The organism is Trinickia sp., assembly GCF_036503415.1.
Classification (GTDB): domain Bacteria; phylum Pseudomonadota; class Gammaproteobacteria; order Burkholderiales; family Burkholderiaceae; genus Trinickia.
Map to the genome: position 1 here is coordinate 1 of NZ_DASXWY010000199.1, position 25,212 is coordinate 25,212.

22 protein-coding genes are annotated in these 25,212 nt (G+C 62.5%); 11 read left to right on the forward strand and 11 right to left on the reverse strand.

The features are described 5' to 3' along the window. On the forward strand, positions 1–2,344 hold a 2,344-nt coding region (locus VGL01_RS23560), incomplete at its 5' end, for a hypothetical protein (RefSeq protein WP_331573678.1). 44 nt (positions 2,345–2,388) lie between these two features. Here the strand turns inward: VGL01_RS23560 and VGL01_RS23565 are convergent. Beyond that, a complete protein-coding gene (locus VGL01_RS23565) occupies positions 2,389–3,591 on the reverse strand; it encodes an HAD family hydrolase (RefSeq protein WP_331573680.1) in 1,203 nt (400 codons plus the stop codon). A gap of 469 nt (positions 3,592–4,060) precedes the next feature. Here VGL01_RS23565 and VGL01_RS23570 point away from each other — a divergent pair, with 469 nt between their 5' ends. Further along, entirely contained in the window at positions 4,061–6,790 is a 2,730-nt protein-coding gene (locus VGL01_RS23570; protein ID WP_331573682.1) for an FAD/NAD(P)-binding protein, read from the forward strand. Between the two features lie 18 nt (positions 6,791–6,808). On the opposite strand, the gene VGL01_RS23575 is transcribed toward VGL01_RS23570, so the two are convergent. After that, positions 6,809–8,383, reverse strand: coding sequence for a PAS domain S-box protein (locus VGL01_RS23575; protein ID WP_331573683.1), 1,575 nt, complete (start codon positions 8,381–8,383; stop codon positions 6,809–6,811). A 237-nt stretch (positions 8,384–8,620) separates the two neighbouring features. On the opposite strand from VGL01_RS23575, the gene VGL01_RS23580 reads away from it, so the two are divergent. Beyond that, on the forward strand, positions 8,621–9,004 hold the full coding sequence (locus tag VGL01_RS23580; RefSeq protein WP_331573685.1) for a response regulator transcription factor: 384 nt from the start codon (positions 8,621–8,623) through the stop codon (positions 9,002–9,004). A 40-nt stretch (positions 9,005–9,044) separates the two neighbouring features. On the opposite strand, the gene VGL01_RS23585 is transcribed toward VGL01_RS23580, so the two are convergent. After that, complete coding sequence (locus VGL01_RS23585; protein ID WP_331573687.1) at positions 9,045–9,701, reverse strand: response regulator transcription factor; 657 nt, start codon at positions 9,699–9,701, stop codon at positions 9,045–9,047. A 777-nt stretch (positions 9,702–10,478) separates the two neighbouring features. Further along, positions 10,479–10,604 (reverse strand): hypothetical protein, encoded by a 126-nt coding sequence (locus tag VGL01_RS23590; RefSeq protein ID WP_331573689.1) that lies wholly within the window; start codon positions 10,602–10,604, stop codon positions 10,479–10,481. Between the two features lie 310 nt (positions 10,605–10,914). Here VGL01_RS23590 and VGL01_RS23595 point away from each other — a divergent pair, with 310 nt between their 5' ends. Next, positions 10,915–12,099 (forward strand): acyltransferase, encoded by a 1,185-nt coding sequence (locus VGL01_RS23595; protein WP_331573691.1) that lies wholly within the window; start codon positions 10,915–10,917, stop codon positions 12,097–12,099. A gap of 36 nt (positions 12,100–12,135) precedes the next feature. Beyond that, positions 12,136–12,561 (forward strand): DUF1801 domain-containing protein, encoded by a 426-nt coding sequence (locus VGL01_RS23600; RefSeq protein ID WP_331573693.1) that lies wholly within the window; start codon positions 12,136–12,138, stop codon positions 12,559–12,561. A gap of 54 nt (positions 12,562–12,615) precedes the next feature. Here VGL01_RS23600 and VGL01_RS23605 read toward each other — a convergent pair whose 3' ends face one another. Continuing rightward, positions 12,616–13,671, reverse strand: coding sequence for a LacI family DNA-binding transcriptional regulator (locus tag VGL01_RS23605; protein ID WP_331573695.1), 1,056 nt, complete (start codon positions 13,669–13,671; stop codon positions 12,616–12,618). Between the two features lie 246 nt (positions 13,672–13,917). On the opposite strand from VGL01_RS23605, the gene VGL01_RS23610 reads away from it, so the two are divergent. From VGL01_RS23610 to VGL01_RS23625, 4 genes are all read left to right on the forward strand, one after another. Continuing rightward, positions 13,918–15,159: an ABC transporter substrate-binding protein gene (locus VGL01_RS23610; protein ID WP_331573697.1), complete on the forward strand. Its 1,242-nt coding sequence runs from the start codon at positions 13,918–13,920 to the stop codon at positions 15,157–15,159. A 65-nt stretch (positions 15,160–15,224) separates the two neighbouring features. Beyond that, positions 15,225–16,142: a sugar ABC transporter permease gene (locus VGL01_RS23615; RefSeq protein WP_331573699.1), complete on the forward strand. Its 918-nt coding sequence runs from the start codon at positions 15,225–15,227 to the stop codon at positions 16,140–16,142. 21 nt (positions 16,143–16,163) lie between these two features. Further along, positions 16,164–17,015, forward strand: a complete 852-nt coding sequence (locus VGL01_RS23620; RefSeq protein ID WP_331573701.1) for a carbohydrate ABC transporter permease — start codon at positions 16,164–16,166, stop codon at positions 17,013–17,015. 54 nt (positions 17,016–17,069) lie between these two features. Continuing rightward, positions 17,070–19,028 carry a beta-galactosidase gene (locus VGL01_RS23625; protein ID WP_331573703.1) on the forward strand — a complete coding sequence of 653 codons (1,959 nt, stop codon included), beginning with the start codon at positions 17,070–17,072 and terminating at the stop codon, positions 19,026–19,028. A 50-nt stretch (positions 19,029–19,078) separates the two neighbouring features. Here the strand turns inward: VGL01_RS23625 and VGL01_RS23630 are convergent, their stop codons facing one another. After that, a complete protein-coding gene (locus VGL01_RS23630; protein ID WP_331573705.1) occupies positions 19,079–19,399 on the reverse strand; it encodes a pyrimidine/purine nucleoside phosphorylase in 321 nt (106 codons plus the stop codon). Between the two features lie 315 nt (positions 19,400–19,714). On the opposite strand from VGL01_RS23630, the gene VGL01_RS23635 reads away from it, so the two are divergent. Together VGL01_RS23635 and infA are read left to right on the forward strand one after the other, a co-directional pair. After that, a complete protein-coding gene (locus VGL01_RS23635) occupies positions 19,715–19,918 on the forward strand; it encodes a cold-shock protein (RefSeq protein WP_173259452.1) in 204 nt (67 codons plus the stop codon). A gap of 134 nt (positions 19,919–20,052) precedes the next feature. Next, complete coding sequence (infA, locus tag VGL01_RS23640) at positions 20,053–20,319, forward strand: translation initiation factor IF-1 (protein ID WP_331573707.1); 267 nt, start codon at positions 20,053–20,055, stop codon at positions 20,317–20,319. 62 nt (positions 20,320–20,381) lie between these two features. On the opposite strand, the gene VGL01_RS23645 is transcribed toward infA, so the two are convergent. From VGL01_RS23645 to VGL01_RS23665, 5 genes are all read right to left on the reverse strand, one after another. Next, positions 20,382–21,254: a helix-turn-helix domain-containing protein gene (locus VGL01_RS23645; RefSeq protein ID WP_331573709.1), complete on the reverse strand. Its 873-nt coding sequence runs from the start codon at positions 21,252–21,254 to the stop codon at positions 20,382–20,384. Positions 21,255–21,315: 61 nt separating this feature from the next. Further along, positions 21,316–22,680, reverse strand: coding sequence for an MFS transporter (locus VGL01_RS23650; RefSeq protein ID WP_331573710.1), 1,365 nt, complete (start codon positions 22,678–22,680; stop codon positions 21,316–21,318). Between the two features lie 249 nt (positions 22,681–22,929). Further along, complete coding sequence (locus tag VGL01_RS23655) at positions 22,930–23,277, reverse strand: DUF4399 domain-containing protein (protein ID WP_331573730.1); 348 nt, start codon at positions 23,275–23,277, stop codon at positions 22,930–22,932. A 339-nt stretch (positions 23,278–23,616) separates the two neighbouring features. Next, positions 23,617–24,450 carry an anti-sigma factor gene (locus VGL01_RS23660; RefSeq protein ID WP_331573712.1) on the reverse strand — a complete coding sequence of 278 codons (834 nt, stop codon included), beginning with the start codon at positions 24,448–24,450 and terminating at the stop codon, positions 23,617–23,619. Between the two features lie 58 nt (positions 24,451–24,508). Next, positions 24,509–25,078 carry an RNA polymerase sigma factor gene (locus tag VGL01_RS23665; RefSeq protein WP_331573714.1) on the reverse strand — a complete coding sequence of 190 codons (570 nt, stop codon included), beginning with the start codon at positions 25,076–25,078 and terminating at the stop codon, positions 24,509–24,511. Between the last annotated feature and the right edge of the window lie 134 nt (positions 25,079–25,212).

Sequence of the window (25,212 nt, forward strand, 5' to 3'; positions counted from 1 at the left end):
GCAGCGACACTTGCGCGAAACACCCGCCGCACTCGAAATACTGAGCCGATGCACGGACGAAGAACGACTTGCGATCCGCGCGCTGCTCGCGAAATGGTTCGGACAACGGCCGGCCCACATGCCGCCCAACGATTTCGAACAACCGCCCGGCAACAAACTGCAGTGGAACGCCGAGGTGCCGTTCGAAGCGTTCGAAGCGGCACCCGGGACCGACCCACGTGTCATCGAATTTTTCCGGGCGTTGCTCAACGAACCGCTACCCGTTCCGCTAGTCGAGCTCCTTGCGGCCAAGCTCGAGGACGAACATGATGGGCAAAGCGTAAGCGCAAGCACGGGCGCCGAGACCGACGGTATCGACAACGTCACCGTCCTCGCACCGGAGATTCCCGAGCATGACGATCCGAGCCACGAACGCGCCGAAGGCGTCGAGCTGCTGCCTGCCGCCACGTTCACGTCGCACCTCGGCCCGCAATCGGATAGTGCGATGCGCGCGCTGCCCGAGCAAGTGCGACTGGCGCGCGCCGGTATCGGCACTCTGCCGCACGAGATGACGGAAAAGCAGCGCGAAGGCCTCGCCGCGTTTCAAGCGCCGCCCCCCTATGTCTCGGACCATATCTCGCTCGGCACGCGTATTCGCGCGCTGACGCCCGAGGAGCGGCGCGAAGGTCATCGATTCATCGCCGGGCCGCGACGGGATTCGGCCCACTATGTCCTTTCGACGAAACAGATGCCCGTCGATGTGCTCGGCAGCGACGGCAGCGCCTTGACGCTCGATGTGCATACGCGTCCGTTCGCGAGCCTCGACAGTGCACGCGAGCACGCCATTCGCATACTCAAATCCAACCCGGACGCCGACGTGGCGATCTATCGCATCGAAGGGCCCCCGCGCGAGCTGCAGACCAGCCTCAGAAAGCGGCGCATCGAGACGGAACTCGTCGCGCGAGCCGCGATGGTGCTCGACGATGGCGGCACGTTGTACCAGATCACCGTTGCGAATACGCTCGCGAAATATCGCATGGCGCCGGGCGAGCCCTATGGCGCACCGCCGGTGACCGGCATGCCCCAGCGCAAGATTCGTCGAGCGGGCGCGCTCGCACTCGGCAAGATCGCCGCGACGGCTACCGGCGCCTACGTGGGCATGCGGTACGGCCTGCACATGCCCGCCGACACCACGATGGAAACGATGCTCGAAACGGGGCGCGCGATGTTCGGAGCACGCGCCGGCATCAATGCGGCCAAGCGCATCGTCCAGATCCGCGTCATGCAGCGTCTCGACGAACTCGCTTCCGATCGCGAGCGCGTGCTGACACGCGCCGCGGGTGCTGGCGCCGAGGTCGAGGGCGTCTCCTCGTCACTGGAACCTGCGGACATGCCCGCGCTGGATCTGCTGGAAAGGCGGACGACGGGGGTGCGTGGCCTCGTGCGCGGATATCGACGCCACGATCGCGACGAGCTTGCGATGTTCGCTGAAATATTGCGGACCACGCCGGACGACGTCGATGCCTTCCGTCGGCTCGATACGCTCGCCAACGAAGGGCTTTTCGCGTCCGAAAGCCCGGTCGAGCGCGCGCGCCGCGTCTTCTGGGGCGCAAGCTATGCGCCGAGCGATATCGCCGCAGCCGGCATCTGGCTCGCACCGCAAGTCATGCTGACAGGCTTCGATTCGATCGAAGGGACGGCGACCTGGCTCGCCAACCTGGCTACGCTGATGTTCGTTCCCGTGCATCTGAGCGGCAACGGGGGGCAACGGCTCGCCCGCTCGCTCGAAGTGATCGGTAACAAGCACAATTTCGATCCGACCGTGCCGGCGGCCGGCGACAAGCTGCGTCGATTCCTGCCGGGCAACGACGAGCGTCCGCTGTGGGTACGAAAAGCGCTCGGCGAGCTCCTCGTTTACAGCAGAAAACGGCCCGATGGGGGCCGGCTCTACAAGCCGCCGTTCTTTCAAAGGCTGCCCGAATTCCAGATGCTGGGCGCAACGATCGCGTCGGTCCCATTCGCAGCGGCCAATGCATTGGGTGCCGCGCATTCGATCATGACGGGCGACATTGCATCCGCCTCCGTACAAATGGGTATGGTTGCGGCCGACGGTGTGTTCCTGCGCGGATTCCAGCTCGCGCATCAACACGCGCATGGCGCGAATCATGGTCGCGGCCCGATCGTCCGGCGGGGGCCGATTGCTGCGATCAGACCGCCGGTGCGCGGCGCGGAAGCATCGCCCGTCGATATCACACAGCCGCATCTCGTCGCCGACGGCGGGCTGTTGCGCAGAATCGATCCCGAGATCGTAATCGGCGCCGGGATGATCACCCAGGTGGGGCTCGGACTCTTGCTGATGAGTTGAGCGCGATGCATTGCGCGCCGCGCGCGGCGCGCCGTCACGTCACTTCACTGTCCGGTATCGCGCCGTCTGCGCTCGATGCCCATGAAGAGATTGCCCAGTGCGTCATACCCCGAATGTTCGATGACATCGACGCCCGGCGGAAGGAGATGCCGGCCGTAGCCCGGCCTGAAGGCGGCGCCTACCCCGCCCAATTCCACCGCCGCGGCCAACATCGGAATGTCGTTTTCGCCATCGCCCATCGCGGCTGAATGCGCGTCGTCAGGCAGGTCGGCGTGGTATTGGCGGAACAGTCGCTCCTTCACGTTGCCATCCAGGAACTCACCGTCCATCTTGCCGGTCAGCAACTCCGACATGACGCGCGACGCCTCGCTCGATAATGACGAGGCAGCATCATCGAATCTCCCGTCGTCGATGGACGTTTGCGCTTCGGCAAGCGTCGTCAAGAGCCGGTTGGCATGCGCGTGCACGTGCAGGTGCTTTGCACCCAGCTCATCTCGCAGCTTTTCCACGAACTGGGTGAAACCGGACGATATCAGCAGCACGCGAGCCTGCGGCGAAAGCATACCGATGAACTCGCGCGCGCCGGGCATGAGACGACGAGCCATCATGTCGCCCACCTCGTGAAAATCTTCCATGCCGATGCCCGCGAGGGTTGCCACGCGGCCACGCATCGATTCGACGATATCTTCGCGCCAGGCCAGGGCATCGGCCTCGGGGTCGCCCTTGAGTTCAACCAGTTTCGCGTGGAAATCACCGTCGATCAACGTTTTGTCCACATCCGTTGCGAAGAGCGCCAGCTTGTCGATATGACGATCGTCCGGTACCGGTGAAATGTCGAGCGAGGCCTCGCTCGCCAGTTCCTCGGCACGCGCATAGTCGGCCGCATCGTACGATACGTCATGCAGACGGAAAGCATCGCCGTGCAGCGCGCCCGGTGGCAAGCGAACCGTCGCCGCACCGGGACGCAGGCAAGCCTGCAGGCGTTCGAGCGTATCGCGCGGTGCACTGGGGCCTTGCACGACCACATGCAAAGGCGATCGTGTCGATACCCTGAACGAAGCCACGCTCGGCGGGCGCCCCGACGTGTCGTCAGTCAGCGGCGTGCGGCCGATCTGCTCGAACCGCGGGTCCGTCGTTCCGCGGCGTGTGGGCGAGATGCTGCGAGGTGGCGCAGTCATCGTGCCGGACACTGCTGCATCGGTAACAGCCAGCGTGCGCCCGTCGTGGGCTCCAAGTTTCAATGACACTTGATTCCTCCGTTTTCGATGTCGCGACATTTGACGCGAAATCCGATCCTCCGCTGCGCTATGGCGCGAAGCCCGGAAAGGCAGGACGAACCACTCCGACACATGCCCCGCATGAAGAAAAAACATGCCCACGCTTCGCGACGACCGCACGCGCTTCGGAAGCGTCTCGCGATGAATCGGCCGATCCGCGACAATCCCGCCTCCGTGCCGATCAGTTCGTCTTCGTCGCGGTGCGCGGGTCGATCCGACGCACTTTCGACGAGACATATGAAGCGGCCGACAGTCGCTTTGAGATCAATTACGCATGACGCATATCTCCGCATCCGATCCCGCGCACCGCGCTGCGCAGAACCGAGGCGCGACCGGTTCGACCCAATCATCGGCGCCACCGGCTGCGACGAAACCACCGGTGTCATCGATCTTCGACCCACTTCGAGCCAGACCGAAACGGCAGCCCGGCGAGTCCGGAATGGCGACCGAAAACGGCGCGGCTTCCCTCGCGAAGGCCCATGCTTCGACCCCGCATCACCGCATCGAATCCATCGCGCCGGCCGTCCATGTGGCGGGGTCCAAGCATCAGCGCCCGCCGATCTTTCATGTGGCGATCATCGGTGCCGGCCCGCGCGGACTGAGCGTGCTCGAGCGCATTCAAGCGATGCTGTCCGAAGAGCACCTGCTTCATATCGGCCTGAACTCTCGCATCAATATTCATCTGATCGAGCCGGGCGAGCCGGGGCACGGCGTTCACTCGCCCGATGCAGCATCGCACCAGTTGCTCAACACGGGTGCCGGGGCCGTCACGATGTGGGACCGTGCCGATCAGGAATATGCCGTCGGCCCATCCCTGAAGGAGTGGGCCAACGCGCATGGCTATCGGTTCGTCGACGGCCAGTTCGTGAACAACACTCGCGCGGGACGCGCGGTACGGGACGACGATTATCTGCCCCGCGCATTGCTCGGCAGGTACCTCGACGACGTGTATCGAACGCTGGAAAAACTTGTCGACGAGGATTCCCGGCTACGGTTGATTCATCACCCGTTGCGTGCGGTCGATTTGCGACTGCGTCCGTCCGATCTGTCCGAAGACGGCACGCAAGCCCACCCGAGCCGCGTCAAGATCGTGCTCGAACAAGGGCTGCCGTTGATCGTCGATCATGTGGTGTTGACAGCGCCTCCCGAGGGCTCGCTCACCGCGGAAGACTCCGAATTGCTCGAACGTGTGGCGCGTTGCCGCGAGCGCAACGCGCAACTCCGGTTCGTTCCCCGGCCTCACCCGCTCGAGGCGCTGCAGGACATTGCGCCGGGGGCGGTCGTGGCGGTGCGTGGAATGGGCCGCAGCTGCCACGATGTGATAGCGGAGCTGACCGTCGGACGGGGCGGCCGTTTCGTCGGTTCGGCCGCCGGCCAACTGAGCTATCGGGCGAGCGGACGCGAGCCGCGGATCGTGCTTTACTCGCGCAGCGGCTTCGCACTCGATACGCGCCCAATCGATCACAAAGGTCACGATGAAGCGTTCGAACCGCACTTTCTCACCCGCACCGTCATCGACGCGCTTCGCGCGGATGCCATGGCGCGCACCGGAAGCATGCAGCTCGACCTCGAAACCGATCTGCTGCCGCGTCTGGAGCAGGAGCTCGCGTACGCGATTCATTGCAGCAGCGAAGGTGCATCGTCGGTCGACCCATCGCGATTCGAGCCCTCCGAGCAGGAGCTGGGTGCGGCGCGCTCGCTGCTGACGGCCCCGGAGCCGCCCGCATTCGCTGACTATCAGAGCTACGCGCACGCCTTCAGGGAGCGCCTGGCGGACGGCGTGTCTCGCGCACATCAAGGCAATGTCAACCATCCGTTCAACGCCGCGGCTCACGTGCTGCGCGAAATCCGCGATGTATTGCGCTACGCCGTCGATTTCGGTGGACTCACGCCCGACAGCCACCGTCGCTTTCTCGAGTTGGCTGCCCGAATGGACCGCACTGCCGGCGCCGTGCCCGATCGACGCAACAAGGAGCTTCTGGCATTGATCGACGCCGGCGTGGTCGTCGCCGGACCGGGCCCGGGCAGCGATATCGAACTCGATGAAGCTGCCGCGCGTTTCGTCCTGCGATCGAACTCGCTCGGCGTTGCGCACGGCATGGAGGCCGACGTGCTGATCCATGCGCAGCTCGGCGATATTACGGATCAACCGCAAGCGGATTCGCTGTATGCCAATCTGCTTGAAAGCGGGCTGATTCAGCGCTACCGAAACGGCGAGTTCGCCGCGGGCGGGATCGAGATCGATTCTCGACGCCATGTCGTCGACGGCTCCGGCAATCCCGTCACGACCATCGATGTCGTTGGCATGGCCACCGAGGGAATAAACTGGCTCACCAACGTCCTGCCTGGCCCTGGCGCCTCGATCCGTCCGCTCATCGATGCAACGCAGATCGCCGCCAACATCACGAACCACATCATGCGTCGCCAGCCGCCCCTGGCCTCGTTGATTGCCGCGCTCCCCGAAACGGATCGCCCTCTGCACGCATGGCACCCCGCTTTGCCCGAAGGCGAGTTCGCGATTCACGTGCCCACCACGCCTTCGCCCCCGGCGTTGTGGCCGCGCAAGGACATCTCGCTGACCTTCGTACCCGGTGCGCCCGCGCCAGCCGCGCTCAACGGCATTCCGATGCGCAGCGCCACGCCACCCGCCGATGCGCGCGCCTGGCTTGCCGATTCCAAGGAAGATATCGCGATAGACACGCCCTATCCGTTCGGTTTCGCATCGAATGGCCGCCCCACCGCCGGCGTCGTGATTTTCGAAGGATGGCCCGTGCCAAGGCTATGGCTGGTCGTGCCGAGCAACGGGTACGGCGGCCGCGTCACATTGCCGCAAGGCGGCGCCGACGATGGCGAACTGCTTCCCGTTACCGCCCTGCGTGAATTGTTCGAGGAGACCGGGATGCGCGCGCGGCTGCGTAGTGTCGTCGGCGATTTCGGCCTCGAATACGATCCGACGCCGCCCGAACTCAGGGCGCCGACGAGCAACGATACCCGGTTCTTCGAAGGGGATCGCATCGGCGGCAGTGTGCGGGACGCGGGTTGGGAAACGCAGGCCCTGATCCTCGCCACTTACGAAGATGCACTGTGGTTTCTCGAACGCCCGCGGGACCGCGCGATCGTGCGTGCCGCATGGCGGAAATGGCACGAGCGACACGGCATGACCGCTTGATGCGGCTTTTTCCGACCATTACCGGGCAGCGTCGACCGGTATCGTGAAATGGAACGTCGCGCCGGGCTCGTCCGAGCTTGCCCATAAACGTCCGTCATGCGCCTCTACGATCGAACGGCAGATCGATAATCCCATCCCGAGTCCATCGGGCTTCGTCGAATAAAAAGGCGCGAAGATGCGATCGACGAGCGCCGCCGACAAACCAGGTCCCGAATCCTGCACGGACACGCGCACGCGGTCGAGCTCGATGCGCGCGGTGCAAATGCGCAATTTTCTTTGCCCGGGCGGCACTGCGCTCATCGCCTGGAGCGCATTCACGATCAGATTCAGCAGTACCTGCTGCAGTTGGACGCGATCGCCGTGCACCGAAGGTAGATCGTGCTCGAGCGCGGTTTCCAGCGCCACGCCCGAGCCCGCAATCTCCGCGCGCGTCAGTGCGATCATTTCCTTCACGGCCAGGTTCAGGTCGACCATCCCCATGCGGGGCGGCGCCTTCTTGACCAGTTCGCGGATGCGGCCGATGACATCGGCCGCGCGATTGCCGTTCTCGACGATACGGTGCAGCGCCTGATCGACTTCATCGAGATCGGCAGGCTCACGGCCCAGCCAATTCAACGATGCCTGTGCATCCGTGACCATCGCCGCGATAGGCTGATTGACCTCATGCGCGATCGCGGCGGCCAACTCGCCGAGCGTCGTCACGCGCATCACATGCGCAAGCTCGGCGCGCGCGCGGCTCAACTCCTGAGCCGCCTGGCGCGACGCCGTCACATCCATCACGACACCGATGAACTCGCGGTTGCCCGCACCGTCACGCACGGCGTGGGCCACTGCGCGAACGTCCTTGACCCGCCCGTCGCTCATGAGCAGCCGATGCTCCACGTCCCAGTCCGTCTGCTCGAGCATCACGCGCTCCAGCAGTTGCCGCACGAACTCGCGATCGTCGGGATGTGTGCGCTGGAGCGCGAGTTCGACGGTGGGCTCGACGGACGGATCGCATTCGAAAATACGGTACGTTTCCGCAGACCAGATCAGTTCGCCGCTCGGGATCCGCCAGCCGAAGCTGCCGGTATGGCTGATGCGCTGCGCTTCGGCCAGATACATCTCGCTTTGCCGGAGCGCGTCTTCTGTTCGCCTGCGCTCGGTGATGTCCTCGCAGGCCACGAGAACCAGAAAGCCGTCCGGGCGCCGCACCGCTTTCGCGTTCTCGCGCACCCAGAGCAACGAGCCGTCTTTCCTGATCTTGCGGACTTCCCAACTGTGCGAAAGACCGGGATCGCCCAGACAAATACTCATCTGCTCGATGACGAAGGGCCGATCCTCTTCACGGAACACCGCGAGAACGGATTGGCCGACCAGTTCGTCGACACGATAGCCGAGCTGCGCGGCGCCAAATCCGTTCACCGATTGAACGACGCCGTCGGCATCGACCATGAAGTACATGACGGGATTGTGCTCGAACACCTCACGCCAGTGCGCCTCGCTCTCGCGCAGCGGCCGATCGATACCTGCCTGCGCTCCACGCCCGTCGGCATCGGGCGCCGCGGCGCGGTCGCCGGCGTCCGCCGGCGCGTTGGGGGTCTCCTGTGCCATTTCGTCCACCTCCGCTGCGGCACGCCGAACGGGCGCCGGCAGGCCGCGCCGCGTTCAACGCTGTCTCGCTGCTTCCTGTACCGCTTTCGAGACAACGGTGAGTCCATCCTACCACCGCGGCGATCGGACGGCATACCTCCGTATGATGTCGGTTCGACGGGTTACGGACTACCCTCGGTACTGATAAACGATGGCGTGCGGCATGGATTACCGCCGCTCGCCGATACGAGCTCATTCATGCCCTTTTTCGGTACCGTCTCTATCGTCGATGACAACGAAGCGTCGCGCCTCGCGATCGCGAATCTGGTGCGCTCGCTCGGCTGGCAGACGCTGCTGTTCGATTCCGCCGAGGCGTATTTGTCGCGCCGGTCGCTGGCGGACGTCGACGAACTCGGATGCCTGATTTCGGACGTCAGGATGCCGGGCATGAGCGGCATCGAACTACATGAGCAACTGCTGGCCTCGGGCGATGCGCCGCCCACCATCTTCGTCACGGCGTTCACGACCGAAGCGCTGCGCGCACGCGTAGCGGCAAACGGTGCGCTGGCGCTCCTGAAAAAGCCGATCGACACGCAGGAGTTGCAGCGATGTCTGGCACGAGCCGTGGGCAAGCGCGTTTAAGGGCTCTGTTCACCATGATCGGGCGCGGCCCGCATGCGTCTCAACGCCGCGGTTCCACCCCCAGCGCCTGCGCCTTTCGCACGAGATCCGGCAACGAACGCGCTTCCATCTTCTTCATCATCTGCCCACGGTGAATCTTCACGGTGATCTCGCTCAGATTCATTCGAGCGGCAATCTGCTTGTTCATCAGGCCAGCGATCACGAACGCCATGACCTCGCGTTCCCGCGGCGTCAGCGATTCGTAAGCCGCGCCGAGCGATGCGAGCGAGCGTTCCGCGGCCAGCCGTTCGCCGTCGCGCGCTAGTGCTTCGTTGACTGCATCGAGCAGATCCTGCTCGCGAAACGGCTTCGGGAAGAAATTGAGCGCGCCGGCCTTCATCGCCTTGACGGACATTTCGATGTCGCCATGGCCCGACATGAACAGAACAGGCATGTGCAAGCCGGTGCGGCTCATATCCTGCTGAAACGCGAGACCGCTCTCACCGGGCAATCTGACGTCGAGAATGAGACAACTCGGCACGGCCTTTCTTTTGAAATCGAGGAAATCGCGTACCGACCCGAACGTCTCGACCGCAAATCCTACCGAACGCAATAGATTGCGTAACGCGTTGCGCATTCCTTCGTCGTCGTCGACTACATAGACGATGGGGGAATCGTCGCCTGTCTTGGTCAATGTCGAATGCTGAGCGGATACCATGCGGCCCCCGTGAACCCGGCGCGCATGAGACGCACGAGGCGCCGCCGCAACGCGGGAATCGGCAGTCATTATAGGACGCGCGAGGCGTACCGCACGAGGGGTACGGCACATACGCCGCTACTGCACTTGCTTCTCCGGGGGCCGGCTATACCGAGGTATGAAGGCATCAAACGATCGTGCGCGCGCGGCGTCTTCTTGCACAGTTGTCGCCGGGCAGGCGGTGGCCTACCTTTGATCGCAGGGCGGCACCTCGTCAGGCATTGCGCCCGGGAGCCCGATCCGGATAGGCGCGGCATGTCGGCCGCGAGCACGATGCCGGACGGATTCGTCAATGCGTCTTTGCGGTGGACAATCATGGCGGTCAGAGCGGAACGATTTCGGGCACGGTGCCGACTCGGCGGGCGATCTTCGCTGCGTGCGTCGCGTGCGACGCGCGGCCCAGGCCGCACGCGTACCGTGCGGGCGATCGAGAAATCGCGTCGATGCGTCTTGCGTAAGGAATCGGACGCGGCACGCATGTTTGCGATGCTCGACGATCCGAGCGACTGAACCCACGACGCACCAATCGTCAGACGAACGCGAGCCGCGCTAGCGCGCACGCTTGCCCGCGCGGCTCAACGCTCGCGATGCGGCGAATTTCCCTTCTCTTCCTGGATTAACCGATAAACGCGGACGCGCTGCCGGCGCTTCGCCGCTTCGTTCGGCGGCGCCTCGCTCGGTGCAGCGGTGTGGGAAAAAGACGCGGCGGCAATCAGGTTGCGCGCCGCGCTGGAACGGTCAAAGCAATGTGACGTGACGCAGATCGACGGTGCGGCGATAGACGTTCTTGCCGAGCCATGGCACGTAGGTATATTCGTCGTAGGCGTTGCTGCCCAACAAAAGCCATGTGTTCAGCCGAGACATCGTGGTTCTCCGAAAAGTCGATGCTCGTTGCAAGAACGCGTGGAGCATGTATCAAAGCGTACGCACTGTCTCGAGCCCGCGCCATTCTACGAGGGGATGGATGATGTCTTCGCCTGGATGAGCACGAGAAACGGATGTATGACAGGGTTTGTACTGGCTACCGTCCGAGGTACGCGTTCCAGCACGAGGGGAACTTTCGCGCGATCCCGAACCGAACACTACTCAATGCACATATAAACGCCTCGAAGGCCGGCGAGCCTGAGCTGTCTTGTCATGCAAACAACAGCTCGAGCCGATGCAAGGAGAGTGGATGAATCGAAAGAGAGTACCGGGTCTCGATTGCGGTCGGGCCATTGCCGTCGTTTCAGTCGTCGCAGTTCACTTGTCGTTTCAATTTCCTCATCTGCCGCATTGGGCGAAGATCGTCGCCCGCATGGGGCAATATGGAGTACAGCTTTTCTTCGTGATCAGCGCCGTTACGATCTTCATGACGCTGGAGACCGAGCGTGCACGATATGCAAGCACCGGTCAGATCGTCTTGCGTTTTTACGTCAAACGGTTTTTCCGCATCGCGCCGCTCTACTACGTCGCGATCGTCGGATACGGTCTCATGAGTTGGTACACCTATACGTTTCAGGCCGACCACGCCTCGATTCTCGGGCCCCACGACACCTCCGACGTCCTGCTGAACCTGTTCTTCGTTCACGCATTGTCCGATTCGGCCATCAACAACGTCGTCCCGGGCGGATGGTCGATCGGAGTGGAGATGCTGTTCTATCTGATCGCGCCGCTCGTCTTCTTCTGCACAGGCGGCTCGCGTTCTCGCCTGACGGCGCTGAGCGTGCTGCTCTTGTCCGCTTGCGCGGCATCCCTGATTACCGGCGCGTGCGGTGGCCGCCTCGAATGCAGCGTTCAAAACAATACGTTCTTCTATTTCTGGCCTCCCGTCCAAGTACCGTGTTTCCTCGTGGGTTTCTGGTGCTGGAATCTGTTCAGCCCATATCTCGTCGGGCAAGCCCAATTGAGCCGCCGTGGCATGGCCGTTGCGCTCGTCGTTTCGATCCTCTGCGGCGCGGGCACCGCCGTCCTTGGCGTCTGGCTGGGACTCGCGCACGAATTGGCCCCCATCGTCGCGGCATGCGGGGCCGCGGCCTTGTTGCTTGCATGCTGCTCGCGGGTCGACCGGTCGCTGACTGCCCGTGTTGCCGACGCCATTGGGCGCGAAAGCTACGGCGTCTATCTCTGGCATTTCATCTTCCCATTCGCGGCGATGTACGTCTTCAGGGATTCGACCGTCCTCGCCACGCATGGATCGTGGATGTCGCTGACTGTCTTCATGCTGACCCTCGCGGCTGCGGTGGCAGCCTCGTATGCCCTATCGCGCGTCACCGATACGCTCATTCAACGCGGCGCATCCGAGCTCGCGCGCACGCTCCTCCAGCAGATCGACATGCGGTTCGGCTTCGGCGCTGCGCCGTCGCGCCGGCTGGAGTAGACTGCGCGACGGCGTGCATCGCATCGAGGAGACCGGATGAATCCTTCAGAACGCATCGACGAACTGATCGCAGGCCTCACGGACTGGCGCGGCAAGACCTTTGCCGAGCTCCGTGCGGCCATCCTCGAAGCCGATCCGGATATCGTCGAGGAATGGAAGTGGATGGGCAGCCCCGTCTGGTATTGCGATGGAATGATCGCCGTCGCCAACGCCCACAAAGGGAAAGTGAAGGTCACTTTTCTGCACGGCGCGCACGTGCCCGATCCGGATAAGCTCTTCAACGCGGGGCTCGAAGGCAACGCAAGACGAGCGATCGATTTTTTCGAAGGCGACAAGACGAACAAGCGCGCGTTGAAGAATCTCGTGCGCGCAGCGATCGCCTATAACCGGACGGCCTTGAAGAAGAACCGGAAGACGCCTGCGGATACGGAAACGAAGCCACCGAAAGGCAAAGCGGCATGAAGTCGTCGACCCAAAGCCGTCGAATCGCCCCGCAGCCATAGCGGCACGGGAAATTTATCGCGGCTTTTGCGAGCGGGCCTGCGTTCGCTTCCGCCGCAACGGCGGCGCGTGCCCTGTCGATTCGCGTACGACGAGCGCCATCCCAGGCACGACATGCGCGGCGCGAGCCGGCCTCGCGCCTTCCACCATCTCGAGCGCGAGCGCGATGGAGCGCGCCGCGATCTCCGCTATGGGCAGCCGCACCGTAGTCAACGCCGGGCGAAATTGATGGGCAAGCGCAATATCGGTGAATCCGATGATCGACAGATCGTCGGGCACGCGTTTGCCGAGATCCGCGGCCGCCTGCATTGCGCCGATGGCCATCAGGTCGTTCGTCGCGAAGATCGACGTCAAGGTTCGATCGGAACGCAACAGTTTCGTGGCCGCCTCGTATCCGCTTTCGATCGAATCGTGCGCATGCGCGACGACAACTGCGTTTTCGCCGTGGCCGTGTTTCGCAAGCGCATCGGTAAAGCCGCGAAGCCGCACCGTCTGCGGGCCGCCCGAGCCCGCGCCGACCAGCGCACCGAACTTGCGGTGCCCGAGTTCCGAGAGGTGCGCGGCCGCGAGTGCGCCGGCCGCCGCAAAATCGATGGTGACGCAAGGCAGCGCGCGTGAAGCGTGGACGTGCTCCCACATGCAGAGCACGACGGCCGCCCTTTTGCCCGCAATCTCCGTCAGTTCGCGCTCGCTCAGATCCGTGTTCATGACGATGACGCCGGCCGCGAGCGAACCTGCTATCTGCTCCAGATAGGCCCGCGTAATGGCAGGATCGTCATCCGTGTTGCATACGAGCAGAAAGTGGCCGCGCTTACGCGCTTCGCGTTCCGCCGCGCGCACGAACTCCGGGTAAAACGGGTTCGTGATGTTCGAAAGCATCAGCGCGAGTGTCGACGTACGGCCGCGCGCGAGCGCGCGGGCCGTCAGGTTCGGCCGATAACCGAGCTCGCGGATGGCCGCAAGCACCCGCTCCACCGTTTCCGGCTTCACCTTGTGAGGATTGCGTAATACGTTGGAAACGGTGGCCCCCGTCACCTTCGCTCGCCTCGCCACTTCGGCAAGTGTGACCAAATTCTGTTCCCCCGATTCGAGCGGCCAGGCGTCGCCTGTTGCCCGAGCTCATTTTCCCAGATGGTGGGATGCACTCCCAAACGTTGCACGACCGAATTCGGTGCGCTAACTTCCGTCCCATCAGAAGCGCACCAAGGAGACGACATGGTACGACCGACCGCGCCAATTTGGCGATAAAAATTTAAGCGCTTAAATTTCTGGCCGTTCCGAACAGCCGTTTGCATTACACCAACAAAGGAGACAACGATGAAACTCAACGTCCGCGCACTCGCGCTGGCCTTTTTGAGCTGCGTGACTTTGGCAGCGGCATCTTCGGCCTGGTCCGGAACGCTGAATATCACGGTATCCGCGCGCGGCAATCAGCGCGCCACCTGGCAAAACGCATTCGATCAGTTCAAGAAGGCGAATCCGGATGTCGATCTGAAGATCAGCTATGTCGGGGAAGAGGCTTACAAGGTGCAGATGTCGGGCTGGCTCGCCACCGATCCGCCCGATGTGCTCAGTTGGCACAACGGCGAACGGATGGCCTATTTCGCCCGGCGCAACCTGCTCGAAGATTTGAGCAGGGATTGGCAAAAGAACGGCTGGAACCAGACTTACGCTTCGGTGAAGTCATCGTCGACTTACGCCGGCAAGCAGTACAGCGTGCCCCTCGGATACGACGCATATGGGTTCTTCTACCGCAAGGACCTGTTCCAGAAGGCCGGAATTTCCGGCGAACCTGCGACTTGGCAGCAGTTCCTCGACGACTGCAGGAAACTGAAAGCCGCCGGTATCGCGCCGATCGCGGTGCCGGCGCGCGATTCGTGGACGCTTGCCGCCTGGTTCGACTACCTCGACCTGCGCATCAACGGCTACGCATTCCACCAACAACTGATGGCGGGCGACGTCGCATATACGGACCCGCGCGTGAAGCATGTCTATGAAGCATGGAAAACGCTCATCGACGACAAGTACTTCATCGAGAACGCGCTCTCGTACGATGTCGATTCGATCAGCCCGATGCTCGTGAACGGTCAGGCCGCGATGATGCTGATGGGCACGTTCTTCTCGGCCGCATTGCCCTCGGCGACGCGCCAGGAAATGGGTTATTTCCGTTTCCCCGTCATCGATGCTTCCGTTCCGTTGGCCGAGGATGGTCCCGTCAATGTGCTGATCGTCCCTGCCAAGGCAAAAAACAAAACCGATGCTCGGCGCTTCATCGCGTTCATGGGTCAGCCGGAAATCAACGGCGAGCTCGCGAAGGGCTGGGGAACGTTGCCGTCCAACAACAAGGCCCCCGAGCCGCAGGACCCGATATCGAAGGTCGGTTTCCAGACCCTTTCGAGTACCCCGGGCGGCATCGCGCAGTTTTACGATCGCGACATGACGAAGGAAATGGCCGACGAGGGCATGAAGGCGATGCAGCAGTTCTTCTCCGATCCGACCCAGCTCGATGCGATTTTGCAGCGCCTCGAGTCCACGCGTAAGCGGATCTACAAGAAGTAGGCAATGCGAGCAGGCGGAGCCGGTGCTCGCCACCGCCCCCGCCCTGCATGCAGGAGTGTCGATCGATGTCCATTTCCATTACTCCACGAGCGTCGCGGCGCATAGCGCGTCCGGCGACGAACACTCCGTCGCCGCTCGTCAAGCGGCGCACGCGCGCGGCACTTTGCTTCCTGCTTCCGGGCCTCGCGCTCTTCACGGTGTTCGTCATCTACCCGATCGCGAGCAGCATCGTCCTCAGCTTTCATCACTGGGACGGCATGACCGCGAAGACATTCGCAGGTCTCGACAACTATCGGGAACTCATTGCATCGGACACGTTCTACACCGCCCTGAAGAACAATCTGACCTGGCTCGCGCTGTTTCTGCTTGCCCCGCCCGCCGGATTGGCCCTCGCGCTTTACCTGAATCAGAACGTCACCGGCATCCGTTTCGTGAAGTCGTTGTTCTTCGCTCCGTTCGTCCTGCCCGGCGTGGTGGTGGGTCTCGTCTTTTCGTGGTTCTACGACCCGACCTTCGGCTTGTTGAAGCTCATCGTCGGTCACGGCATCCCAGTGCTCGGCGATCCGCGCTACGTGACCTTCGGAATCGTTTTTGCCGCGCTTTGGCCGCAAATTCCGTTCTGCATGATCCTCTATCTGACCGGACTCACGGGCATCAATCCCGAAATCGTCGAAGCGGCCCGCATGGAGGGCGCGGGCGGCTGGGCATTGCTTTGGCACGTGATCCTGCCGCAGTTGCGGCCCGCCACGTTCATGGCGTTCGTGCTGACCGTCATCGGCGCACTGCGCAGCTTCGACCTCATTTCGGTGATGAGCGGCGGCGGTCCGTTCGACAGCTCGACGGTGCTCGCCTATTTCATGTACGACCAAGCGATCAAGTACTACCGCGAGGGCTATTCGGCCGCGATCGCGGTCGTGCTGTTCGCGATCATGCTCGTTTATATCGCGTGGCAATTGCGCCGCCTCGTGCGCACCGATTCCTGAACACAGCCTAGGGAGCGTTCGATGTATCCGATGCCTATCGCCCGGTGGCGGCCCCTACCGCACCTGCTCTATTGCGTCTCGCTGCCTGTCGCGCTCCTGTTATGGCTCGTGCCGCTGCTCGCCGTACTCGTCACCTCCGTGCGCTCGACCGACGAATTGCTGGCAGGCCAGTATTGGACATGGCCCAGACACTTCGCGCTCTTCGAAAATTACGGCACGGCACTCACGCAGACGCCGATGCTGCATTACTTCTGGAACAGCTGCCTGATCACGCTGCCGGCCATGGCGATTTCGATCGCGCTCGCCTCGATGGCCGGTCATGCGCTGGCCAGCTATCGCTTTAGAGGAAATGCGGTGCTGCTCGGCCTATTCGTCGCCGGCAACTTCGTGCCGATTCAGATCTTGATGATTCCCGTGCGCGAATTGATGCTCGGACTCAACATTTACAACACGGTCTGGGCGCTCGTCATTTTCCACGCCGCGTTCCAGACGGGTTTTTGCACGCTGTTCATGCGCAATTTCATCCGCGAGCTTCCCTACGAACTCATCGAGGCCGCGCGCATCGAAGGGGCGAGCGAGTGGACGATCTACGCGCGCGTCGTGCTGCCGCTCGTGCGGCCGGCGCTCGCCGCGCTAGCCATTCTGGTCTTCACCTTCGTCTGGAACGACTACTTCTGGGCGCTCTGCCTCACACAAGGCGACGAAGCAGCTCCCATTACCGTCGGCGTAGCGGCGCTCAGGGGGCAGTGGACCACCGCATGGAATCTCGTGTCGGCCGGCTCGGTGCTCGCCGCCATGCCCTCCGTCCTGATGTTCTTCGCCATGCAGAAACACTTCGTTGCCGGCCTGACGTTCGGCGCAACGAAGGGTTAGCGCACCGCCAGCTCGCGCGTCGACCATTTTCACAAACGAATCGAGGAACGCTCAATGCAGCTTGGCGTCTGTTACTACCCGGAACATTGGCCCGAGCACCAGTGGGAAAGCGATGCGCGCCGCATGGCGGAGATGGGCATCGCACGTGTTCGCATCGCGGAATTCGCATGGAGCCGGATCGAGCCCGAGCCGGGTCGCTATGAATGGGCTTGGCTCGACAATGCCATCGCCACACTGGCGCGCCACGGGTTGACCCTCGTCATCGGCACACCGACCGCGGCGCCGCCCAAGTGGCTCGTCGACCTGCATCCCGAGATACTTCCGGTTGCAAGCGACGGCACCACGATGCAATTCGGCTCGCGTCGCCACTACGACATTTCGAGCCCGGTCTATCGCGATCACTGTGCGCGGATCGTCGGCGAGATGGTGCGCCGTTACGGCGCGCATCCGGCTGTCGTCGCGTGGCAAACCGATAATGAAATCGGCTGCCACGATACGCTTCCCTCGTATACGCGAGCCGCATTGCTTCGCTTTCGACGCTGGCTCGCCACGCGCTATGAAAACATCGGCGCACTGAACGAGGCGTGGGGCAACGTTTTCTGGAGCATGGAATACCGCAGCTTCGACGAGATCGAACTGCCGGTCCGAACCCCGACCGATGCCAACCCTGCCCATGTGCTCGATTTCCGACGCTTTCAGTCCGACGAAGTCGCGAGCTTTCATGCGTTGCAAGCCAAGCTGATTCGCGCGCATTCGCCGGGACGCGATGTACTTCACAATTTCATGGGGTTTTACGCCGCATTCGATCACTATGCATTCGCGCGCAACGGACTCGACGTAGCTGCGTGGGACAGCTATCCGGTACCGCGCACCGAAGTCCTGCCGCTTCCCGAAGCCGACAAGCACCGCTGGGCACGCACCGGACATCCCGACGTTTCGGCATTCAGCCACGATCTCTACCGCGGTGTGGGCAACGGGCGCATGTGGGTCATGGAGCAGCAGGCTGGACCCGTCAATTGGGCGCCATGGAACCCGGTGCCCGAACCTGGCATCGTGCGGCTTTGGACGTGGGAGGCATTCGCGCATGGCGCCGAGCTCGTGTCGTACTTCCGCTGGCGGCAATGTCCCTACGCGCAAGAGCAGATGCATTCCGGCCTCCATACCCCTGACGACGCGCTCTCGGCGGGCGGCCGCGAAGTCGGGCAAGTCGGCGCGGAGCTGCGCCGGCTCGCCGCTTCGCTCGGCCAAAGCAGTTCAAAAGCTCACGTTGCGCTGCTATTCGACTATGAAGCCGATTGGCTCATCGCAGCGCAGCGGCACGGCGTCGACATCGACTATCAGCATCTGGTTTTCGAGTGGTATAGCGCCCTGCGTGAATGCGGGCTCGATGTCGATATGGTATCGGCACGCGCCGATGTCAGCGGCTATGCGCTCGTCGTCGCACCGACGCTGCCGATTCTGCCCGAGCACGTCGTCGAACAGATTCGCAAAGGATCGAACCACTGGCTCTTTGGACCGCGCACCGGCGCGAAGTCCGAGACGTTTTCGATCGTGCCGCAGTTACCACCGGGCAAGCTTCAGGAAGTGCTGCCGATGCGCATCGTTGCCGCCGAGTCATTGCGGCCCTCGTTGCGTCCGACTCTGCGCTTGGACGGCGTCACCGGATCGGCACTGCGATGGCGAGACCACGCGGAACCCGGCGAGCAAACGGAAACGATCGCGCGCTTCGACGATGGCGTGCCCGCCATCCTTCGACACGGACGGGTGACGTTTGCGACAGCCGGATTCGATCGTGCCCTGCTGGGCGCCTTGATGATGCGCTGCGCGCGCGATGCAGGCCTCGACGCGGCGGCGTTGCCCGAAGGCCTGCGGCTGCGCAGGCGCGGTGCGCTGCGCTTCGCCGTCAACTATGGGGCCGAGCCGCACCCGGTCCCGGCGCAGCCCGACGCGACGTTCGTGCTGGGCGGGCCCATCGTCGGGCCAGTCGACGTAGCCGCATGGCTCGAAGGCTGAGCGGTGCGGCGATCAATCGGTCGCCTCATCGCTCGCACTGCCTCCGAATGTCAGAGATAGCTGCAGACATAGTCGAGCGTTTCGACCACCTCGATATCGAAGCGGCTCTTGCCCGGCACCGAAAACGATTCGCCCGCCCCGTACGTCTTCCACTCGTCGCTTCCTTCGAGACGAATGCGGCACTGGCCTGCCTGCACCTCCATGACTTCGGGCGCATCGGTACCGAAGTTGAGCGTGCCGGGCAAAATGACGCCGAGCGTCTTGCGCGAGCCGTCCGCGAACAGCACCGTGTGCGACACGCATTTGCCGTCGAAGTAAACGTTGGCTCGTTTGACGATGGAAACTTGATCGAATTGCGTTGCAGCGGTCATGGGGCTTTCCTCTTGGCGTTGTGAGTGTATGGGCCGCCGCGGCATGAGAATCATGCGCAACGGTCCCGGTTGCGCCGGCTTGACCGCCAGCGCGCACGACGGCAATCATACGATACGGCGCGGGGCGTTCAGCGAAATACCTTGACAGAGGCATACGTCAAGCGTAGGGTGAGGGCCGAAGTCTTCAAGAAGCGTGATTGCTGTTCATCATTGACCGCGGAACGCGGTATTCGTTGTCCTCTCCCTCCTTGATTCTTTTCCCCGCGTCGATTTCGCGACGCATCTCTACATTTGTCCATTATCAGGAGAACTTTTATGGATACCGGTACCGTCAAGTGGTTCAACGACAGCAAGGGTTTTGGCTTCATCACGCCTGACAACGGCGGCGACGACCTCTTCGCGCATTTCTCGGAAATTCGCGGCGATGGTTTCAAAACGCTCGCCGAAGGCCAAAAGGTCAGCTTCGAGACGAAGCGTGGCCCCAAAGGCATGCAAGCCTCGAACATCTCGCCTCTGTAAATAGGCAGGGTGCTTCACAGCACCCGCTGCGCCCGCCAAATCGCGCGCAAAACTTGCCGAACCCGCTTCCCGTCAGGGATCCGGGATTCGGCGTGTCGTCGTGTTCGCGATGGCTCACTCACGGAGAAATGGATTTGGCAAAAGAAGAATTGCTCGAACTCGACGGTGTGGTGGACGAAGTGCTGCCCGATAGCAGATTTCGCGTCACACTCGAAAACGGCGCGGTAGTCGGGGCGTACGCCTCGGGTCGCATGCGTCGACACCATATCCGCATCCTTGCGGGCGATCGCGTCCGCCTCGAATTGTCGGTCTACGACCTGACCAAAGGGCGCATCAATTTCCGGCACAAAGACGAACGTGCGTCGGCCAGTGCCCCCCGGAGTCGGTTTGCACGGCGCTGACGCGTCGAAATAAAAATAGCTTGGCATGTCCCGAGCCATCGGCCTGCAACGGACGACGCGACTCAATCGCCCTTTCTGAATCCGCTAGGCGTGGTGCCTGTCAGGCGCTTGAAGAAGCGCGTAAAGTACGCGGGTTCGGAGAACCCGAGCAAATCGGCGATCTGACTCACGCTCAGCGTCGTATAGATCAGATTCCGCTTGGCCTCGAGCAGCAGCCGCTGATGCACGATCGAAAGCGCGCTCTGGCCGGCCAGGCGCTGACAAACCGCATTCAGATGGACAGCCGTGATACCCAGCGACGACGCATACTCGCTGATCGGCCGTTGCTCGCGATAGCACTGCTCGAGCAGCTTTGAAAACGCCTTCAGGTGGGTATGTCCGCGATCCAACCGTTCGTTGGCCACTTCGCGCTGACGATCCTGGCGGCTGGCCCATACCATCAACGCGCTCACGAGCGAGCGCAGCAGCAAATCTCGCGAAGGCGCCGGGTTGCGGTATTCGCGGTTCAATGCCGCGCAGAGCATATCCAGGTATTTCCGATCCGCGCCTGCCGGATAGCAAGCGGGATACTGCAGCACGGGGCGCGGCGCGTCGATCTGTTCTTGAAGCCAGTTCACGAGCGGAGCTGCGATCGTGATGACGAATCCATCTACGTCCGGACTGAACCTGAAGCCATGCACGCATAGCGGCGGCACGATCTGAATCGCTGGCCGCTTGATTTCCGTGCGCTCGCCTTCGATATCGATCAGAGCCGTTCCTCTGCGGACGTAGAGAAGTTGCGCGAGGTCGGAATGACGGTGCTCGCGAATCTCCCAGTCATACAGGCTGCTGCGCTCCGGGATCGACTCGCAGTGAAGCAGATCCGGCGTGCGCCAGTCATGACCTTCCCCATAGAGCTTGAAGATCGGAATGTCGTGCAAGGTCGAATGCTTCATTGCCTGATCGCGTCCGACGGCGTCGGCGCCGTTCCCGTTGCGCCTGTCTTCAACAATCCAATCAGTGCGCAAGGGCCTGCGCGCGATCGCCGCTCGGACCCTTGCTGCCTTGCTGAGGATGGACTGCCTGCTTCACGAGCAGCGCCACGGCGGAAATGATGCCGCCCACGGCCAGGACCGCGAAGATGCCCGCAAAGCTGAAGTGCAGACGTGTCAGCTCGGCTACGAGAAAAGAGCCGGCGATTCCGCCGAATCGGCCGATGCCGAGCATCCAGGCAACGCCGGTACCGCGTCCGGCGGTCGGATAGAAGGCAGCCGCGAGCGCCGGCAGCGACGACTGAGCTGTATTCATCAACACACCCGCCATGAATACCAACAGCACGAGGCCACCGATATTGCCGGCCGTCTGGCCGATCATGAAAACACTGACGGCCGTCAATGCAAAGCAGGCCGCGACGATCCGGTTTCCGTTACGCCGATCCATCAGCGCGCCTGACAGCACGGCACCGATGCCGCCGAGCGGGAACAATGCGGAGATCAGCGTGGCTCGCTGCGGCGCAAGCCCTGCATCCTTGAGCAGGATCGGCATCCAATTGATTGCCGCATAGAAAATCACGAGCCCCATGAAATAGGCGATCCACAGCATGATGGAGCCGAAGATGTACGAACGGGACAGTACGACACCGATCCCATTGCCGTGATGCGCGGGAGCCGCCTCGCCCAACGTGAAGTCATGGACCGCATCCGCATCCGGCGAAATGCGCCGCAGCGCGGCGCGGATCTTCTCCTTGGATTGCGCACGCAGCACCATGAAGCGGACGGATTCGGGCAAAGCAGCAGCCATGACCAGCAAGAGCGCCAGCGGCACGAGGCCGCCCAGGACGAGCACGCTGCGCCAGCCGTAATGCGGAATGATCCAGGCGGCCAGGAAGCCACCCAACGCCGCACCCAAAGGGAAGCCGCAGAACATGAGGTTGGTCAGTGTGGAGCGACGCGAATCGGGGCAATACTCGCTCATCATGGTGACCGCGTTCGGCATGGCAGCCCCGAGGCCGATGCCGGTTATGAAGCGCAGGATCGTCAACTGACTCAGGTCACCGGCAAAGGCCGATATCAGGCAGGCCACGCCGAAGATGGCGACGGAACCGATCAATAGCTTGCGTCGGCCGAGCCGGTCGGACAAAGGACCGGCGACGATCGCACCGAAGGCCAGACCGAACAATGCGGCGCTCAAGACTGGCGCAAGGGAGGGCTTGGTCAGATGCCATTCGCCGAGCAGCGAAGGGGCGATGAAGCCGATCGAGGCCGTATCGAAGCCGTCGAGCAGCACGATGACGAAACACATGGAAAAAATCAGCCACTGGAACTTCGAAAAGCGCCGAGCGTTGATGAAATCCTGAATGTCGACGGCGTGGGCAACTGTCATCGTCTTCCTCCATGTCTTGTCTTATGTTTTCTGACCGGGGTGACGAAGTTGCGCGTTAGGCAGTCGTCCTGATGCGATCCGTCGAACGGGCCCGGCCGGTGTGGTCGAGCCATTGTAGAGGGAAGGCACGCAGCCGACTTGCAAAAAGATCCAGAAAAATTGGACTATTCCAATAACGAGGGATTTCCCGATGAGCCGGCCGGACGCCGGGTTGGATACCCATCTCGTCGGCGTCCGAGGGTGCGGTTTTTACTTCACATGGACCTTGATCGTCTGGCTCCATTCCGGTCCGTATGATCGATGTGCGCCATCGGCGAACTGCAACGTGAGCGTATGGTCGCCCGGCGGCAGCGTCAGTTCGGCTTCGGTTTGGCCCTTACCATAATGAATGGCGTGATCGTTCGCAGGTATCACGTCTCCTTTCGCAAGCGGCTTGCCGTCGATGAGGATATGGTGATGCCCCGCCCCTTCGATCACTTCGCCCGCGGGCGCGACGCGCATTCCGCTGACGGCGAATTTGACGTGCACGGGGTTGCTCACTGTCGTGCCATCGGCAGGCTCGACAAAACCGACGCCCGCGGCCGCCTGCGCGCTCATCGAGCCGGTGGAGACGCTCGCGCATATCGCCAAATTGAGAAGAAGCTTTGCGAATCGTTGAATCATGGGGACTAGCTCCTGGAAGGATGAAAACTCCGTAAATCGGCGCGCACGTTCGCCGCTGCATACCGAACGCATAACGTTGCTGCGTACTTGCAAAACACAGCGGCCACCGACTTTATTCCGCGACTACGAAAGCGCGCATGGGCGAGCGCGCGCTATGCGCGCCGCTATGGGTCTTTGTACAGGAAGTGCAGAAAGATTTCCGGTCGGGATCGACACGACAACGGAGCTATCGCCAGAACTCACGCCCGCTCAGCGATCACCATCGCCGGGCGCTTACACGCCGGCACTCCCGTAGAGCTGAGGCGCCAACTCCGGAGTACGACCCTGTGCGATCTGCGTGCCGAGCCGCGCGAGATCGACGCTGTCGTTTTTCGCAACGAGGACATACGCGAGACGATCGCGCCGCCAGGTGATGGCGTCCATGCCGCCCACCTGCTCCGCATGCGCCGGCTCGTCGGGTCCTGTTTCGGCAATCGCGCACAGCGCGACGGGATCGCCCCGCTCGGGCAGATAAACGATCTGCACCAGCGGTTGGCCGGCATAGTTCAATCGCTGTACGCGTTTGAACGTGAGACCGGCCGCACGCAGATCGGGAATGCTGAGCGTCGGCATACCGTCGACGCGGCGGATCTGATCCACCGTCCGCGCGGTGGCATTGCGGTCCGTAACGAGATCGGCGAGCGTCTTGCGCGAGTAAAGCACCTGATAATCGACGACAGCTTTGACCCATGGCGAAACTTGCGAGTCCCTCGTATCGGCGGCGGCCAGCAGCGAGCCAGTCGTGACCGGCGGAAGGTATCTGAACACGATACCCGCGCTGAATGCACCGGCAACGAACGCGACGGCGAGCCAGGGCAGCATCATGCGTTGGCGGCCACGCGGGGCATTCGAGGCAAGCCGCTCGACGTTCGAGCGAAGCTGCGCCGGGACGTCGGGCAGCACTTGATGTTCGAACGCAGCCTGAAACGGCAAAGCGGAAGCGCGCATGATGACGAGCTGCTCGGCCAGATCTGGCGACTGTTCGAGCGCGGCCTCGACCTCGGCCCGCACTTCGGGACTGGCCGTGCCGTCGACATACTCCATCAGCACGATCTCGTCGACGCTCATGATTGAGGTTCTCCTGTCATCGTTTGCGCCAACCCCGCGCATTCGATTTCCGCAAACGTCATACCACCCTCGGATCGCGCATATTGCCGGCTTGCCGGTTGGCGGGAGCGCGAACCGCCCGGCGGTCGTCGTTGTGGAAACGCTGCCCGATCGTAAGCCGGGCGCGGGCGAGCCGGCTCATGACGGTCCCGATCGGAATGCCAAGTGTGTCCGCCGCTTCCTGGTAGCTTAGTCCTTCGCTCGCAACAAGCAACATCACGACGCGCTGTGCATCCGGCAATTCGTCCACCGCTTTCATGATTTCCCAATGCAGCACTTTCAGCTCGGGATTGGAACCGGCCGGGGTCGCAATGGTATCGACCAACTCCTCGCTCCATTCGAGACTGGCGCGGCTGCGAATCTGGCGCGCTCGCACCTCGTTCAACCAGACGGAATGCATGATCGAAAACGTCCAGCTCAGCGCCGACGTGCCCGGCTGCAATTGGTGTCGCCGCTCGAGCGCGCGCACGCAAGCACGCTGGACGAGATCTTCGGCGTCTTCCTTGTTGCGGGCAAGCCGCAGTCCGAACCGCCACAATCGCGGCAACAGGCTCGGTAAAATTTCTGCTAGATCGTCCACCTGATTCATCGATTTGCACCGTTTTACCTGAAGCACCTCGTTGAAGTCGCGCTGCATCCGAAGTGTGTCACGTTAGCGGCCCCATGATCTACGCAAACCAGAAGTGGAACTACGGAAAAGCGAAGCACGCACACCGTTCCCAT

Excerpts from the sequence above, each read along its gene's own strand:
- VGL01_RS23635 (WP_173259452.1), top strand. The coding sequence starts at position 19,715 with ATGGATACCGGTACCGTCAAGTGGTTCAACGACAGCAAGGGTTTTGGC.
- VGL01_RS23660 (WP_331573712.1), bottom strand. The coding sequence starts at position 24,450 with ATGAGCGTCGACGAGATCGTGCTGATGGAGTATGTCGACGGCACGGCC.
- VGL01_RS23620 (WP_331573701.1), top strand. The coding sequence starts at position 16,164 with ATGTATCCGATGCCTATCGCCCGGTGGCGGCCCCTACCGCACCTGCTC.
- VGL01_RS23590 (WP_331573689.1), bottom strand. The coding sequence starts at position 10,604 with ATGTCTCGGCTGAACACATGGCTTTTGTTGGGCAGCAACGCCTACGAC.
- VGL01_RS23650 (WP_331573710.1), bottom strand. The coding sequence starts at position 22,680 with ATGACAGTTGCCCACGCCGTCGACATTCAGGATTTCATCAACGCTCGG.
- VGL01_RS23585 (WP_331573687.1), bottom strand. The coding sequence starts at position 9,701 with ATGGTATCCGCTCAGCATTCGACATTGACCAAGACAGGCGACGATTCC.
- VGL01_RS23570 (WP_331573682.1), top strand. The coding sequence starts at position 4,061 with ATGGCGACCGAAAACGGCGCGGCTTCCCTCGCGAAGGCCCATGCTTCG.
- VGL01_RS23575 (WP_331573683.1), bottom strand. The coding sequence starts at position 8,383 with ATGGCACAGGAGACCCCCAACGCGCCGGCGGACGCCGGCGACCGCGCC.
- VGL01_RS23615 (WP_331573699.1), top strand. The coding sequence starts at position 15,225 with ATGTCCATTTCCATTACTCCACGAGCGTCGCGGCGCATAGCGCGTCCG.
- VGL01_RS23600 (WP_331573693.1), top strand. The coding sequence starts at position 12,136 with ATGAATCCTTCAGAACGCATCGACGAACTGATCGCAGGCCTCACGGAC.
- VGL01_RS23630 (WP_331573705.1), bottom strand. The coding sequence starts at position 19,399 with ATGACCGCTGCAACGCAATTCGATCAAGTTTCCATCGTCAAACGAGCC.
- VGL01_RS23580 (WP_331573685.1), top strand. The coding sequence starts at position 8,621 with ATGCCCTTTTTCGGTACCGTCTCTATCGTCGATGACAACGAAGCGTCG.
- VGL01_RS23625 (WP_331573703.1), top strand. The coding sequence starts at position 17,070 with ATGCAGCTTGGCGTCTGTTACTACCCGGAACATTGGCCCGAGCACCAG.
- VGL01_RS23655 (WP_331573730.1), bottom strand. The coding sequence starts at position 23,277 with ATGAGCGCGCAGGCGGCCGCGGGCGTCGGTTTTGTCGAGCCTGCCGAT.
- VGL01_RS23610 (WP_331573697.1), top strand. The coding sequence starts at position 13,918 with ATGAAACTCAACGTCCGCGCACTCGCGCTGGCCTTTTTGAGCTGCGTG.
- VGL01_RS23645 (WP_331573709.1), bottom strand. The coding sequence starts at position 21,254 with ATGAAGCATTCGACCTTGCACGACATTCCGATCTTCAAGCTCTATGGG.
- VGL01_RS23665 (WP_331573714.1), bottom strand. The coding sequence starts at position 25,078 with ATGAATCAGGTGGACGATCTAGCAGAAATTTTACCGAGCCTGTTGCCG.
- VGL01_RS23595 (WP_331573691.1), top strand. The coding sequence starts at position 10,915 with ATGAATCGAAAGAGAGTACCGGGTCTCGATTGCGGTCGGGCCATTGCC.